The sequence below is a fragment of the Nocardia yamanashiensis genome (assembly GCF_021183565.1).
GTDB lineage: Bacteria > Actinomycetota > Actinomycetes > Mycobacteriales > Mycobacteriaceae > Nocardia > Nocardia yamanashiensis.
The window spans coordinates 8,429,699-8,444,368 of sequence record NZ_CP089226.1 but is presented as its reverse complement, the minus strand read 5'-3'; the positions used below and the strand labels follow the sequence as shown (position 1 = coordinate 8,444,368).

The window sequence follows — 14,670 nt, the reverse complement described above, 5'->3', positions numbered from 1 at the left end:
GACCCTCAGGGGCTGCGCCCCGAACCCCCTGGGGCCGCACGAGGTCGAACCCCTCCGGGCTCTCGGGGGCTTTGCCCCCGAAGCGCATGCGCGGCTCGACTTCGCTCGCCGCTAGGCGGTGACGGGGTCCTGGGGTTCCGGTTCGGCTGGGGATTTGGTTGCGGCGCGGGCTATTTCGCCGAGTTTGGTGTGGTTGAACAGCAAGTTGAGGGCGAATGCGGTGGCTGCTGCGAGTGAGATGCCGCTGTTCAGGAGGATCTGGGCGGAGGAGGGGAACTTGTCGAACATGCCCTTGGTGAGGACCGGTACCAGGCCTACGCCGATGGAGACGGCGATGATGCTGAGGTTCACGCGGTCGGACAGGTCGGCTTTGCGCAGCGTGTCCACGCCGATCACCGCGATGGTCGCGAACAGCACCAGGCCGACGCCGCCGACCACCGGTTTCGGCACCGCCGCCACGATCGCGCCGAAGCGCGGGACCACGCCCAGCACCACCAGAATCGCGCCGCTGACCGCGGTCACGTAGCGGCTGAAGACCCGGGTCTGGGCGACCGCGCCGACATTCTGGTTGAACACGGTGTCGATGAACGAGTTGAAGACGCCGGCCAGTACCGCCGACAGGCCGTCGCCGACCAGGCCGCGCGCGATGTCCGCGCGCTCCAGCTTCTTTCCGGTGATCTCCCCGATGGCCAGCATGCTGGCGGTGGATTCGGCGAACACCACCGCCATCACGATGCTCATGGCCACCACGGCCGCGATCGGGAACTGCGGCGCGCCGAAGTAGAAGGGGTGCGGCGCGCCCAGCCAGCTCGCCTTGGACACGCCGTCGAACTTCAGCAGGCCCATGGGAATCGAGATCAGCACGCCCGCGACGAGCGCGATGAGAATGCCCAGCTGCGACCACACGCCGCGCCCGAGCACGGTGAACACCAGCGCGATCACCAGGACCGCCGCCGCCAGCGCGATATGCGAGGGCGAACCGAAGCCCGGCGCTTTCGGATCACTGCCGACGATCAGCCCGCCCGCCACGCCGATCAGCGAAATGCCGACCACGGTCAGCACGGTGCCGGACACCAGCGGCGGGAAGAAGCGCACGATACTGGCGAACGGCCAGGCCAGCGCGATGCCGATGAGACCGCCCACCAGCATCGACCCGTACACGGCCTGCAGCCCGTACTCCTTGGCGATCAAGATCATCGGGCTCATGGCGACGAAGGTCGCGCCGGTGATCAAGGGCAGCCGCGCACCCGCGAACCGCCCCAGCCCGAGGCTCTGCACCACCGTGATGATGCCCGCGACCAGCAGGTCCGCACTGATCAACAGCCCGACGGTGGCTTTGTCCAGGCCGGCGGCGGCGCCGAACACCAGTGGGACGGTGACACATCCGGTGTACATGATCAGGACGTGCTGAATGCCGAACACCAGTAGCCGATGCCAGGGCAGCCGGGTGTCGACGGGATGGGGCGAGGTCATGGTGGCTCCTTGCGGCGCGTGAATACATGGTCAGGCTAGGCAGGCGCGCCCGTCCGGAGGTTTGTCGAAAGTGCCGAACGCGTGTCGCGATCCGTCCGGCGTTTTGGCATCCGAACCAACGGCTCCGGCGGGCGGCATGCGCGAGAGTGGGGCGAGATGATCCGTGACCACGGGAGGCGAAACGTGACCGAATTGTCCGGCAAGATCGTGCTCGGGCCCAACCAGTACGGCAAGGCCGAGAACCGGGTGGTGCGGGTGTACCGCGACACCGATCGGCACGAGATCCGTGATCTGAACGTATCGTCCTGTCTGCGTGGGTCTTTCGAGGCGGCGCACACGGTGGGCGATCAGGGGTCGGTGCTGCCGACGGATTCGCAGAAGCAGACCATCTTCACCTATGCCAAGACGCACGGGGACGGCAGTATCGAGGATTACGGGCTGGCGTTGGCGCGGCATTTCGTCGACGACGTGGAGCCGGTGGATTCGGCGCGCATCGAGGTGGAGGAGTTCGCCTGGCAGCGGGTGCCGGTCGGCGCGGAGGGGCATGCGCACACCTGGACACGGGTCGGGCCGGAGGTGCGGATCGCGGCGATCACGGTGCAGGGCAAGGGATCCGCGCAGCGCGAGTGGGTGATCGGCGGCATCAAGGATCTGGTGATCCTGAAATCCACCGGGTCCGAGTTCGCGGGATTTCTCACCGACCCGTTCACGGTCCTGCAACCCGCCTACGACCGCGTCCTGGCCACCAGCCTCACCGCGCACTGGCGCTTCGCCGCGCCGCCCGCGGACTGGGATGCCGCCTACTCCGGCATCCGCGCGCTCATGATCGAGAAGTTCGCCACGCTGCATTCGAAAGCCTTGCAGCAGACCCTCTTCGAGATGGGCCGCGCGGCGCTGGAGGCCTACCCCTGCCTGGCCGAGATCCGTATGTCCGCCCCGAACAAGCACCATTGGATCTTCGACCTCTCCCGCTTCGACGCCGAGAACAACGGCGAGGTGTTCTACGCCGACGACCGCCCCTACGGGTTGATCCAAGCCACCGTCCAACGCGAGGACGCCCCCGACTCCGGCATCGCGTGGGAGCCCTACACCGGCGCGGTCTGACCGCCCAGCGTCCGCATGGCCAGATACAGATCGAGCCGGTCGTCGAGCCGCCCCAGGTCCCGCCCGGTGAGCTCCTCGACCCGCCCGATCCGATATCGAACCGTATTGAGATGCACGTGCATCCGCTCCGCCGCCACCCGCCAGGACCCCTCGCACCCGAGAAACACCTCCAACGTCTCCAGCAATCCGCCCCCGTTCCGCCGGTCGTACTCCACCACCGGCCCGAGCACCCGCTCCGCGAACCGCCGCTGCAACCCGCCCGGCACGGCGGTGAACAACCCGACCGCCGAATCGATATCGGCCACCCGCACACTCACCTGCGCCGCGTCGTCCCGCGCGGCGGTACACGCGGCCTCGGCCGCCGCCACCGCCGCACTCCACGTCTCCTCGTCCTGCCGCACGCTCACTCCGACGGCGAGCCGAATACCGTATGCCGCGAACGCCATCCGGCCCAGCCGCTCCCGCAGCACCGCCGCCACCCGGGACGCATTCACCTCCGGCTTGGACCCATTCGGTTGCTCCGAGCGCATCGCCCGCGACGCGTCGTCGCATCCATGCCGCTGTGCCGCCGGCCCGCCGTCCCGGACGGCCATGACGATCCTGCCCTCCGCGTCCACGCTGGTCTCGGCACCCGGGAAGATGTCGTGCAGTACCGCCCTCACGACCGCGACTTCGGCTGCCGCAACGCTATTTTCGAGGTTCAGCGCGGGCATGGGGCGGGCCGGCCGGTTGTCGATACCCGCCGGTCCGCCGGGTTCACCTCGATCACTCCCGGATCGCGATGCCACGGTGCTGCCCGTACGGGCGGCCGAGCTCGGTGCTGCGGCCGAGGCGACGGTGTGCACCGCGCAGACCACCGCGACCAGCTGTTCCCCGGTCCGCTCGGCGGGCGGGGCCGGGAAACGGTCGGCGAGCTCCCAACTCAGGTGCAGCCGGTCGGCGGCGCGCTGGCGGTAGAGCTCGGCGACGGCGGCGAGGTCGGGGCCGAAGGGTTCCGGGTCGGGGGCGGCGGGACGCAGCACGAGGAACCAGGCGGTGCGTCGGTCACCGGCGCCGACCTGCAGAACGCGCAGCGCGCCAGTGGTTACGGCGGGGAGGCGGGGCGCCGTCGCCGCGGTGCTGACCGCGTGGTTCAGATCGGTGCCGGACAGGGGTGCGGTACCGGCGATCACGCTGCCGGTCGCGGTGATCAGCCAGGCCGAAATGTCTTGTTCGGCCGCGATTTCCGCAAGGATCTCGTCGATGGTCTTGCCGGCCGCGACGGCGGAGAGCATGCGGCGCTGCCGGTCGGCGCGGCTTTGGACGCGCTGCCAGCGTTGTTCGGCGGCCTGGTCGGCGAGATGTTCGATGATGCGACTGAAGGGCATGCTCTGCGGGGCGGACAGCAGCGGCAGGCCGTACTTCTCGCAGGCGGTCACCACGTCCTCGGGGACATGCCCGTGCAGCGCTTGCCCGGCCACCACCCCGGCGACGCCGGCCCCGGCCAAGAGGCCGATGTACCGGTCGGAATCGCCGGAACCCTTGCGCCACACCAGTCCCGTGCAGACCAGGGCGCCCGGGGTGACGAACGGCCGGGGATCGGGCATATCGGTCGCACAGACTCGGGCGACCGGTCGGTCCAATGCTTCCGTATCCCCGTGCAACAACCGCATGCGCAATTGCGGCGCGCCGAGTATGTCCCGCACCCGCATGGCGCACCTCCGTCAATTCGTCCGCTCCGAGCCGCGACCAGCACTGCTACCCGCCACGACTCGGCCTGCCGCCCACTGCGGCTGGTGCCACGACTCGCACCACGGTCCTCGGCGGCCGGTGCGGGCCGTCCGTGACTCCGACCGTCGTCCGCCGTGGATCGTGCGGTCGCCGTCGCAGCTCACCGCCGTTGGATGGCAGGCGGCTGCCGTCCTACTGCCGGACACAGTAGGACGCGGGTATTTCCGCCGAGTTTCATTCATGCTGCGGGCGACGCATTTCCGCTACGCGGGCAGCCACGGTGCGCGTCGTGGTGCTTGCTAGCCCGCGAACGCGGCGACGGGCAACTGGAAACCACGGTTGGCAACCCGGTGACCGGCGGCCGAGCTTCCCCGAGTTCGCGGCTGGACGAGAGTGATCGGGCGTGTGGGAGGGCGCGGGGTCGGTGTGAGCCGGGGCGGTCGGTGGGGGTCGGTACCCTGGTGCGCGTGAGTCGGCGCATCCCTGTCCTGGTCGTGGCCGGTTTCCTCGGAGCCGGGAAGACGACGATGCTCAATCGGCTGCTGCGTGATCGCAATGCGCGGATCGGGGTGGTGGTCAATGACTTCGGGGCGGTGAATATCGACGCCATGCTGGTGGCGGGGCAGGTCGATGCCATGGTGTCGCTGGGCAACGGGTGCGTGTGCTGTGCGGTGGATGTCAGCGAGCTGGACGAATTGTTCGACAAGCTGGCGCATCCGAAGCAGAAGATCGATGTGATCGTGGTGGAGGCCAGTGGGCTGGCGGAGCCGCGGAATCTGATTCGGATGATCGCGCAGAGCGACAATCCCCGGATTCGGTACGGCGGGCTGATCGAAGTGGTGGACGCGGAGCATTTCCCGCAGACCCGGGTGCGGCATCCCGAGCTCGCGAGTCATCTGCGGATGGCCGATCTGGTGGTGCTGAACAAGGCGGACCGGGTCGAAGCCGAAGCCCTCGAAGCCTTGCGGGCGGAGATCAGCGAACTGGTCGGGCAGGTGCCGGTATATCCGACCAGCCACGGGCGCGTCGATCCCGGTCTGCTGTTCGATATCCCGGAGATCGAGAAACCCGACGACGGCGACCAGCTCAGCTTCGACGATCTGCTCTTCGGCGAGCCGGAGGCCGAGGACGAGCATCACCATCACGACGACTGCGACTGCGGCGAACACCGGCACCTGCACGACGGCTACGACACGGTGTCCTTCACCAGCGCCGTCGATCTGAACCCGCGCTCGCTCATCGCCTACCTGGAGGATCCGCCGGCGGGCCTGTTCCGCGCGAAGGGCGTGCTGGCATTCGCGGTGCCGACCGATCCGCGAAAGTTCGTGCTGCACATGGTCGGCCGGCATCTCACCATCGAACCCACGGCCTGGTCACGCAACGAACCGCGAGAGAGCAATCTGGTGCTGATCGGCGCGGGCCTGGACACCGAGCAGGTCCGCGCGCGGCTCGAGGCCACCGTGCACGATGCGCCCGCCCCGCTGGACGATCACGCCCTATTGCCCATCTGGCGCTACACCGTCGTCTTCGCCGATCACGACCCGGCGGAAAGCGCGGCGGTAGCCGGCGGGGCCGAGACCGACGGCGCGCTTGAAACGGTCCCGGAAAACAGCTGGTGACCCGAAACCGGTTGCGGCGGCGATGCGTTCCATCGTGTCCTCGGTGGTCTCCAGCAGCAGCTGCGCCCGCCGGATATCCGGCGGCACCGCCGCCACCGCGTACTGTGCCTGTCCGCCTTCACGTTCCAGCGGCATGACCGCGGCCCGCGCGGCCTCCAGCGCGACCTCCGAACCATAGTCGCGCGCCACCAGTTTCAGGCACAGGTCCAGCCCCGCCGCCGATCCCGCGCAGGTGAACAGCCGGTCCTGTTCGATATGCAGCGCCGACGCGTCCACCCGCACCCGCGGATAGGTGGCGGCCAGCAGTTCGGCCAGCGACCAGTGCGTGGTCGCCCGCCGCCCGTCCAGCAGCCCGGTCGCGGCCAGCTGGAACACCCCGGAACCGATGGCGGCCAACCGGATTCCGTCCTCGGCCGCCGCCAGCAGCGCCTCGCCCACCTTGGGCGGCAGCGGGCTGAGCGGATCGGCGGTGCCCGGCACGACCACGGTGTGGGCCGCGTCCAGCCCGTTCAACCCCCACGGCACCCGCAGCGTGAGCAGCCCCGCCTCGACGAGCGGACGTTCCCCGCACAGCCGGACCCGGTATCCGGCATGCCCGTCGGGCAACCGGATCCGGCTGAACACCTCGACCGGCGTGGACAGATCGAACGGATTCACGCGGTCCAAGGCGAGGACTGCGACGGTGTGCATGACCGCACCTTAGCCAGCCGGGCGGTCTCCCCGTGGCCGATCCGCCACGCCGAGCGACCCGCTACGCCTTGCGCACCGCCGCCAGGATCAGCTCGGCCACCGCGTCCGGCCGGGACACCGAAACCGCGTGCGAGGCGGCGATTTCGGTGCTGTCAGCCTCGGCGCGAGCGGCCATGAAGCGCTGGGCCTCGATCGGGATGTTCTTGTCATCGGTGGTGAGCAGGGCGTATGCCGGAATGCTCGTCCAGGCCGCGGCGGCGGCCGGTTCCTGCAGCGACGCCAGCGCCACCGGGCGCTGCGTGACCGCCATGGCAGCGGCGGCCGTCGCCGGCACATCGGCGGCGAACTGGCCCGGGAATTCGTCCTGCCGGATGTACAGCTCGGTGCCTTCGGTCCCGTCGGCCAGCGGATAGGTCGCGGGCCGGGTGGTCGGGCCGAGGGTGGACCCCGGGAACTTGTCGGTCAACGCCAGCGCGCTCTCCCCGATCTCGGGAATGAACGCCGCGATGTACACCAGCGCCGAGACATTCGTCTTGCCCTGCGCCGCAACGCTGATCACGCTGCCGCCGTACGAATGCCCGGCCAGCACCACCGGCCCCTCGACACTGTCGAGCACCGAGGCGATATAGGCGGCGTCGCCACTGAGGCTCCGCAACGGATTGGCGGCGGCGAGCACGGGCACGCCCGCCGCGGTGAGCTTTTCGACAACACCGTTCCAGCTGGAGGAATCGGCGAAAGCGCCGTGCACCAGAACAACAGTGGGAGTGGTCATGCGGATGACTCCTTAGAGGATGTAGGCGAGATGGATTGCTACCGCGACACCGGCGGGCGGCAATGTGGGGGCGCTAGCGCACCAGCGGCCGCGCGGCAGTGCCAGCGGCAACGCGGCAGGTCGACGCCGGCATCGGCGATCTCGCAGACCGCGCGACCGCGGGAGCGCGGCTGCGGGCCGGAAGCTGTCAGGCCGGGTGCAACGCCGTACGGAGCGTCGCAACCGCCTGGGCGACAGCGGCTTTCGCGGCGTGGGTGTCGTGCAAGGCGTTGACCATCACGAAGTCGTGCACGATGCCGCCGTAGCGGACCGCGGTCACCGGCACGCCGGCGGTGCGGAGTTTGGCGGCGAAGGCTTCGCCCTCGTCGCGCAGGACGTCGGCTTCGGCGGTGATGACCAGGGCGGGCGGCAGGCCGGTGAGCTGGTCGGTGGTGGCGCGCAGCGGCGAGACGGTGATGCGGGCGCGGTCCTCGGCGCTGGTGGTGTACTGGTCCCAGAACCAGCGCATGCCGTCGCGAGTGAGGAAGTAGCCTTCGGCGAACCGCTCGTAGGAGCCGGTGTCGAAGTTGGCGTCGGTCACCGGGTAGAACAGCACCTGCTGGGCGAACGACACGTCGCCGCGTTCCTTGGCCATCAACGTCAGGGCGATCGCCATATTGCCGCCGACCGAGTCACCGGCGACGGCCAGGCGGGAGGCGTCGAGGCCCTTGCTCGCGCCGTCGGTGGTTACCCACTGGGCGACCCGGTACGACTGCTCGTTCGCGACCGGGTACTTCACGTCCGGCGAGCGATCGTATTCGGGGAACACGACGGCCGCGTGCGCGCCGATCGCGAGATCCCGCACCAGCCGGTCGTGGGTGTGCGCGTCGCCGAACACCCAGCCCGCGCCGTGCGTGTACACGATCACCGGCAGCGGCTCGGTGACGCCCAGCGGCTTGACGATGCGGGCCCGCACCGACCCGGTCGGCCCGCCCTCGACGGTGACCCACTCCTCGTCGATCTCCGGCTTGAAGATCGGCGAATCCTGCACCGAGTCAACGGCTTTGCGGCCCTCCTCGGGCGGCAGCTGGTACAGGAACGGCGGCTGCGAAGTGGCGTCGACGAACTCCTGCGCCGCCGGTTCGAGCGAGATGCCGTGCGGGTTTCCGGACATGGTGGTGCCTTTCTCTCAGGGGTGATGGATGGTGAACGACGGCGCGGCTCAGGCGATTTCGGCCGCGGCCGCGGTGATCACGGCGGCGACCTCGGCCGGATGCGTCTGCATGACCAGGTGCGGGGCGTCGATCTCGGTGACGGAGCGCAATTCCGCGCGCCGGTAGCCGAACCGCTGCACCTCCGGGTTCAGGGTGTGGTCCGCGCTCGACACGATGCCCCAGCCCGGCTTGACCCGCCAGGCGGCCGCCGAAGCCGGTTCGCCGAACGCGGCCGCCGCCAGCGGACGCTGCGAGACCGCCAGCACGCGGGCCCGCGCCGGATCCAGCCCGCCCGCGAAAACCGCCGGGAAGGCGTCGATCTCGACCGAGACCTCGATCCCGGGTTCCCCGCCCGCGACCGGGTAGGGCGCACGCACCAGATGCGCGGCCAGATCCGAATCCGGGAAGCCGCCCTGCAATTCGCCCAGGCTCTCGCCCTGCTCCAGCGCGTAACCGGACACGTACACCAGCCCGGCCACGTTCCCGGCCATCCCGGCCACGGTGATGACCGCGCCGCCGTAGGAATGCCCGGCCAGCAGCACCGGCCCGTCCACGCGCTCCACGAGCGCCCGCACGTAGGCGGCGTCTGCGGCGAGACCACGATTGGACACCGGCGGCGCCAGCACCCGATGGCCTTGCGCCAGGAGCGTTTCGGTGACCGGAGCCCAGCTGGCGGCATCGGCGAAGGCGCCGTGCACGAGCACGATGGTCGGGGTTGTCACGGGGGATCCTTTCCGCGACGCGGGGAGGGGGCAATGCCGTCGCCCGCTTATTTTCAGCCGGAAGCATTGCCCGCCGCCCCGCTCGACGGGCCGTGAAAACCCCGATTCAGGACACGGCGGCGATGGCGGGTTCGGACAGCTCCACCCAGCCCGCCGACCCGGTGGTACGGAAGCGCTGCTGGTATTTGCGCGGCGAAACGCCCAGGCGGGCAATGAAAGCGCGACGCAGCGCCTCGCTGCTGCCGAAGCCGGCGGTCATGGCGGCCTCGGTGACCGAGCAGCCGGCGTGCAGCAGATCGCGGGCCACGCCGAACCGGATGAAGGCCACGTATTCGGCCGGGGAACGCTCCAGTTCGGTCCGGAACAATCGCGTCAGATGCCGGACGCTCACCTGCGCGTGCGCGGCGAGGGTCTGCACCGTGTGCGGGAAGGCGGGATCCGCGCAGATCAGATCGACCACCCTGCGCACCAGGGGACTTCGCGGCGTGGGTCCGGTGAGCGAGGCCGAGAACTGCGATTGCCCGCCCGCGCGCTGCATGTAGACCACCAGCAGTTGCGCCGCCCGCCGCGCCACGTCCGCGCCGTGATCCTCCTCGACCAGGGCGAGCGCCAGATCCACGCCCGCCGCGACTCCGGCTGAGCTGTACAGGTTTCCGTCACGCACGAAGATGGCGTCCGGATCGACGGTGACGGCCGGGAATCGGCGCGCCAGTTCCGGCGCGTACTTCCAGTGCGTGGTCACCCGCCGCCCGTCGAGCAGCCCGAGTTCGGCCAGCACCGCCGTCCCGCTGCAGATCGACACCAGCCGCCGCGTGTGCGCGGACAGATGCCGCGCCGCCTCCAGCACCGCGGGCGTCACGAACACCGCGGCGGGCAGTTCGCTGCCCGGGATCACCACGGTGTCGAACCGCCCGGCGTCGGCCGCCGCGCCCGCCACCGCCACCCGCGCCCCGATCGAGGTCTGCACCTCCCGCCCGTCGGCCGACAGCAGCACCACCTCGTAGTCCTGCACCGCCTGATTGGCCTCCATGAAGACCTCGGCGGGACCGACGAAGTCGAGCATCTTCACACCATCGAAAACCAGGATCCCCACCCTGCGCCGAACACCGGAAGATTTGGATGACATGACCACCAGTATTCTGGAGGCACGGCTCCATAACAAGCGGAGTGCGCCAGATCGCAGATTGATACGGTGAGACCATGGGTAGACCGCGCCAGTTCGACGAGCGGGCACTGCTCGACGCCGCGGTCGAGCTGTTCTGGACCAAGGGGTTCGACACCACCTCGGTCGAGGACGTCTCGCGGGCGAGCGGTATCGGCAACGGCAGTATCTACGCCGCCTACGGCAATAAGCGCGGCCTGTTCCTGGCGGCGTTCGAGCGCTATTGCGAGCAGCGCGCGCGGTTCGTCCGCACGGTGATCGAATCCGCGCCGGGTTCGGCGCGGGCGGCGGTGCGGGCGCTGTGCCGGGCGGTCATCGACGACTGCGCCGCGTATCCGGATCGCCGCGGCTGTCTCATGATCAACAGCATTGCCCATCTGGGCACCCGTATTCCGGAGGTGGCGACCATCGGCGCGGCCACCACCGCCGGCATGGAAGACGCGGTGGCGCAACGCCTGCGCCGCGCCATGACCGCGACCGGCCCGGCCGACGAGGAGTTGCTCTCGGCCTTGAGCGCCAATGTCGTGATGACCACCCAGGGGCTGATTCAATTGAGCCGCATGGGCGTGGGCTCGGACCGGCTCCGCGAAATCGCCGATGTCGCAACGGAAGTCCTGCCGCCCGCGTGGGCGGCCGACGCTCCGGCCGGTGCGCGCTCCTAACTGTTGCCGGTAGGTTCGGCGGCCTGCTCGTCGAGCCGCGCGTGCAATCGATCCCGCACCTGATCCGGCGTGTAGGCCCGCCGCTTCCGCTCGGACCGCACGATGACCACCCCGGTAGCCGCCACACCCGCGGCCCCGGCCAAGCCGAGCACCTTCCACCATCGCATGCGCCTAGGCTAGTCGCCGTGCGCGAAGAACCGCTCTCGAGTATCGATCTGGATCGAGCGATAGACCTCACCCGAACCGGCGACCTATGGCTGTTCCGTGGACATTCCGGCGCCGACCGCGCCATTCGCGGCCTCACCAACAGCCCCGTCAACCACGTCGGCATGGCCATCGTGATCGACGATCTGCCCGCCCTCATCTGGCACGCCGAACTGGGCAAGGCCCTGCCCGACATCTGGTCCGGCAACCATCACCGCGGCGCGCAACTGCACGATCTGCGTGCCGCCGTGCTGCGCTGGACCCACGAATACGAACAGCAAGCCTGGATCCGGCAATTGGACCGCCCCGTCACCCATGGCATGGAAGACGCCGCCCTGCGTACGGTGGCGCGATTGGACGGCATGCCGTTCCCGTCGACCAGCGCCCTGGCCGGCCGCTGGCTGCGCGGCCGGGTCCCGCTCCCGAAGCGCCCGAAAACCGATGCGGCGGACCCGAACCTGGAGAACGCCTACTGTGCGGAGATCGTCGCCCTGACCTACCAGGCGATGGGCCTGCTGCCCGAGAAGCGCCCGAATTGGTATGACCCGGGCCGCTTCTGGAGCGGCGACAACCTCCGCCTGAACGACGGTTACGCCCTCGGCGGCGAGATCGCGGTGAAGGTTCCCGCGAACTGAGCCGCTGTCGCGCTCAGGAAACGGGCAGCTCGGGGATGCGGGTGGCGCGGGCGTAGACGGTTTCGCCTTCGGCCAGGTGCAGGGCTTCCGCGTCGCCGCGGGTGACCTGTGCGGTGAACAGGTCGCCGGTGGCGGCGTTGCGGAGTTCGACGCGAACTTCGAAGCCCAGGTGGACGATTCGCTCCACGGTGGCGCGGGTGACGCCCGCGGACTGCGCGGTGCCTTCGTGGGCGGCGAGGGCCATGCTGGGGTCGCGGCCGACGCGGATGTCGTGCGGGCGGACGAGATGGCCGTTGAGCTTGGCCACCGCGCCGAGGAACGACATGACGAAATCGTTGGCGGGGCGGTCGTAGACGTCCTCGGGGGTGCCGACCTGTTCGATGCGGCCCTTGTTCATGACGGCGATGCGGTCGGCCACGTCCAGCGCCTCCTCCTGGTCGTGGGTGACCAGGACGGTGGTGACGTGGACTTCCTCGTGCAGGCGGCGCAGCCAAGTGCGCAGGTCCGCACGGACTTTCGCGTCCAGGGCGCCGAAGGGCTCGTCGAGCAGCAGCACCTGCGGGTCCACCGCCAGGGCGCGGGCCAGGGCCATGCGCTGGCGCTGACCGCCGGAGAGCTGGGCCGGGTAGCGGTGCTGGAAGCCGTCGAGGCCGACGATCTCCAGGAGCTCGTCCACCTTCTTCTTGATCTCGGCCTTGGGGCGCTTGCGGATCTTGAGACCGAAGGCGACATTGTCGCGCACGGTCATGTGCTTGAACGCGGCGTAATGCTGGAAGACGAAACCGATATCGCGCTTCTGCGGCGGCACCCGGGTGACGTCGTTGCCCGCGATGGTGACGATGCCGTTGTCCAGGGACTCCAGGCCGGCGATGGAACGCAGCAGGGTCGACTTGCCGGAACCGGACGGGCCCAGCAGGGCGGTCAGTTCGCCGGAGGGGATCTCCAGGCTGACATTGTCGAGGGCGGCGAAGGAACCGTAGTTCTTGTTCGCATTGGTCACGGTGATCATTTGGCGGTCTCCCGTTTGCGTTCGAGGAGGGTCATCAACAGGAGGACGACGAGGGCGATACCCATGAGCAGGGTGGCCGCGCAGTATGCGCCGAAAGTGTTGTGGTCGTTCATGTACCGGCCGTGCACCAGCAGTGTCAGCGTCTGTGACTTGCCGGGCAGCGCGGTGGAAACCATGATGACCGCGCCGAATTCGCCCAGGGCGCGCGCCACGGTGAGCACGATGCCGTAGGTGAGGCCCCAGCGGATGGCCGGGAGCGTGATGCGCCAGAAGGTCTGCCAGCGTGACGCGCCGAGGGTGGCGGCGGCCTGCTCCTGATCGTCGCCGATCTCGTGCAGCACCGGCTCCACCTCGCGCACCACGAACGGCATGGTGACGAAGATGGTGGCCAGCACCATGCCGGGCAGCGCGAAGATCACCTTGAAGCCGGAGTCCTCGATCCCGCCGAACCAGCCGCCCGCACCCCACAGCAGGATCAGCGCGACGCCGACCACCACCGGGGACACCGCGAACGGCAGGTCCACCAGGCCCTGAATCAGATTGCGGCCGGGGAACTTCCCGCGCACCAGGGCGATGGCGGTGATGACGCCGAACACCACGTTCACCGGCACCACGATCGCCACGATGAGCAGCGACAGCTGGAACGCCGACTGCGCGGCGGGGGTGGTGATCGAGGTGAGGAACGGGCCGATGCCCTTCTCGAAGGTGCGCCACAGAATGATGACCAGCGGCAGCACCAGCAGCACGGCCAGGTACAGCAGCGCGACCGAGCGCAGTGAGATCTTGGTCCAGGGCGAGAGTTTCATCGGGCCTCCTGCTCCTTGCGCGCCAGGCGGTCCGAGGCCATGCGCAGCACCAGCAGGGTCACGAACGAGATGGCCAGCAGCGCAACCGAAACCGCCGCCGCGTTGACCGGCCGGTCGATCTCGATCTGCTGCTGGATGTACTGCGAGGCCATCTGCGTCTCGCGAGGGATATTGCCGCCGATCAGCACCACCGACCCGTACTCACCGATGGCGCGGGCGAAAGCCAGCCCGCCGCCGGAGATGATGGCCGGGGTCAGCGTCGGCAGGATGATGCGCCGGAAGGTGGTCCAGTTGTCCGCGCCCAGCGACGCGGCGGCCTGCTCCACTTCCTTGTCCACCTCGATGAGCACCGGCTGCACCGACCGCACCACGAACGGCAGGGTCACGAACGCCAGCGCCACGACCAGACCCGGCTGGGTGGCATTGAGGTGGATGTCCAGGGGACTCTGCGGTCCGTACAGCGACAGCAGCACGATGGAGGCCACGATGGTGGGCAGCGCGAACGGCAGGTCGATGAGCGCGTTCACGATCCCCTTGCCCGGGAATTCGTCACGCACCAGCACCCACGCGATGAGCGTGCCCATCAGCACGTTGATGATCGCGACGATGATCGAGACGAACACCGTCACCCGCAGCGCGTCCAGGGCGGCGGGCGCGGTGATCGCGTCCCAGAAGCCGGACCAGCCTTCCTCGAAGGAGTTGACCGTCAGCGCCGCCAGCGGCAGCAGCACGATGATGCTGAGCCACAGCACCGACGTTCCGATGCCGACCGGTCCCACCGACCCGGTCACCCGCAGCCAGGACCAGCGGTCCCGGACGGGTTTCTTGTCTACCGAAACGCCGGGACCCGAATCGGTCCCGGCGCTCGTGCTGCTGTCACTCACGGTATCGAGTATCGCTTGTGTCCCA

14 protein-coding genes and 1 pseudogene are annotated in these 14,670 nt (G+C 69.2%); 4 read left to right on the top strand and 11 right to left on the bottom strand.

Features of this window, described 5'->3' with window-relative positions; genetic code table 11:
* Nucleotides 1-111: 111 nt before the first annotated feature.
* Nucleotides 112-1,473 carry a uracil-xanthine permease family protein gene (locus LTV02_RS39010; RefSeq protein ID WP_233036535.1) on the bottom strand — a complete coding sequence of 454 codons (1,362 nt, stop codon included), beginning with the start codon at nt 1,471-1,473 and terminating at the stop codon, nt 112-114.
* Between the two features lie 156 nt (nt 1,474-1,629).
* Here LTV02_RS39010 and pucL point away from each other — a divergent pair, with 156 nt between their 5' ends.
* A complete protein-coding gene (pucL, locus tag LTV02_RS39005) occupies nt 1,630-2,577 on the top strand; it encodes a factor-independent urate hydroxylase (protein WP_408639320.1) in 948 nt (315 codons plus the stop codon).
* Here the strand turns inward: pucL and LTV02_RS39000 are convergent.
* Complete coding sequence (locus LTV02_RS39000) at nt 2,559-4,268, bottom strand: helix-turn-helix domain-containing protein (protein ID WP_233036525.1); 1,710 nt, start codon at nt 4,266-4,268, stop codon at nt 2,559-2,561. The two genes, pucL and LTV02_RS39000, sit on opposite strands and share 19 nt — an antisense overlap.
* 192 nt (nt 4,269-4,460) lie before the next feature.
* On the opposite strand from LTV02_RS39000, the pseudogene LTV02_RS38995 reads away from it, so the two are divergent.
* Nucleotides 4,461-5,687: pseudogene (locus LTV02_RS38995) on the top strand (CobW family GTP-binding protein); the annotation flags it as partial.
* A gap of 96 nt (nt 5,688-5,783) precedes the next feature.
* Here the strand turns inward: LTV02_RS38995 and LTV02_RS38990 are convergent.
* The 5 genes from LTV02_RS38990 to LTV02_RS38970 all read right to left on the bottom strand — a co-directional run bounded on the left by LTV02_RS38990 (nt 5,784) and on the right by LTV02_RS38970 (nt 10,346).
* Nucleotides 5,784-6,596 (bottom strand): GlxA family transcriptional regulator, encoded by an 813-nt coding sequence (locus tag LTV02_RS38990; RefSeq protein ID WP_233036522.1) that lies wholly within the window; start codon nt 6,594-6,596, stop codon nt 5,784-5,786.
* Between the two features lie 61 nt (nt 6,597-6,657).
* Nucleotides 6,658-7,368, bottom strand: a complete 711-nt coding sequence (locus LTV02_RS38985; protein ID WP_233036520.1) for an alpha/beta fold hydrolase — start codon at nt 7,366-7,368, stop codon at nt 6,658-6,660.
* Between the two features lie 187 nt (nt 7,369-7,555).
* Nucleotides 7,556-8,521 (bottom strand): alpha/beta hydrolase, encoded by a 966-nt coding sequence (locus tag LTV02_RS38980; RefSeq protein ID WP_233036518.1) that lies wholly within the window; start codon nt 8,519-8,521, stop codon nt 7,556-7,558.
* A gap of 48 nt (nt 8,522-8,569) precedes the next feature.
* Complete coding sequence (locus LTV02_RS38975) at nt 8,570-9,283, bottom strand: alpha/beta hydrolase (RefSeq protein WP_233036511.1); 714 nt, start codon at nt 9,281-9,283, stop codon at nt 8,570-8,572.
* A gap of 106 nt (nt 9,284-9,389) precedes the next feature.
* Entirely contained in the window at nt 9,390-10,346 is a 957-nt protein-coding gene (locus tag LTV02_RS38970) for a GlxA family transcriptional regulator (RefSeq protein ID WP_233036509.1), read from the bottom strand.
* Nucleotides 10,347-10,483: 137 nt separating this feature from the next.
* Here LTV02_RS38970 and LTV02_RS38965 point away from each other — a divergent pair, with 137 nt between their 5' ends.
* Entirely contained in the window at nt 10,484-11,107 is a 624-nt protein-coding gene (locus LTV02_RS38965) for a TetR/AcrR family transcriptional regulator (protein ID WP_233036499.1), read from the top strand.
* Here the strand turns inward: LTV02_RS38965 and LTV02_RS38960 are convergent.
* Entirely contained in the window at nt 11,104-11,274 is a 171-nt protein-coding gene (locus LTV02_RS38960) for a hypothetical protein (protein ID WP_169815334.1), read from the bottom strand. The genes LTV02_RS38965 and LTV02_RS38960 overlap by 4 nt on opposite strands.
* An 18-nt stretch (nt 11,275-11,292) precedes the next feature.
* Between LTV02_RS38960 and LTV02_RS38955 the strand changes: the two genes are divergently transcribed.
* Nucleotides 11,293-11,946 (top strand): hypothetical protein, encoded by a 654-nt coding sequence (locus LTV02_RS38955; RefSeq protein WP_233036496.1) that lies wholly within the window; start codon nt 11,293-11,295, stop codon nt 11,944-11,946.
* A gap of 13 nt (nt 11,947-11,959) precedes the next feature.
* Here the strand turns inward: LTV02_RS38955 and LTV02_RS38950 are convergent, their stop codons facing one another.
* The 3 genes from LTV02_RS38950 to cysT are packed head-to-tail and all read right to left on the bottom strand — an operon-like array spanning nt 11,960 to nt 14,645.
* Nucleotides 11,960-12,955 (bottom strand): sulfate/molybdate ABC transporter ATP-binding protein, encoded by a 996-nt coding sequence (locus LTV02_RS38950; protein ID WP_233036494.1) that lies wholly within the window; start codon nt 12,953-12,955, stop codon nt 11,960-11,962.
* Nucleotides 12,952-13,761, bottom strand: a complete 810-nt coding sequence (cysW, locus tag LTV02_RS38945) for a sulfate ABC transporter permease subunit CysW (protein WP_233036492.1) — start codon at nt 13,759-13,761, stop codon at nt 12,952-12,954. The genes LTV02_RS38950 and cysW overlap by 4 nt, the downstream gene beginning before the upstream one ends.
* Entirely contained in the window at nt 13,758-14,645 is an 888-nt protein-coding gene (gene cysT / locus LTV02_RS38940; protein WP_233036491.1) for a sulfate ABC transporter permease subunit CysT, read from the bottom strand. Before cysT ends, cysW begins: the two co-directional genes overlap by 4 nt.
* Between the last annotated feature and the right edge of the window lie 25 nt (nt 14,646-14,670).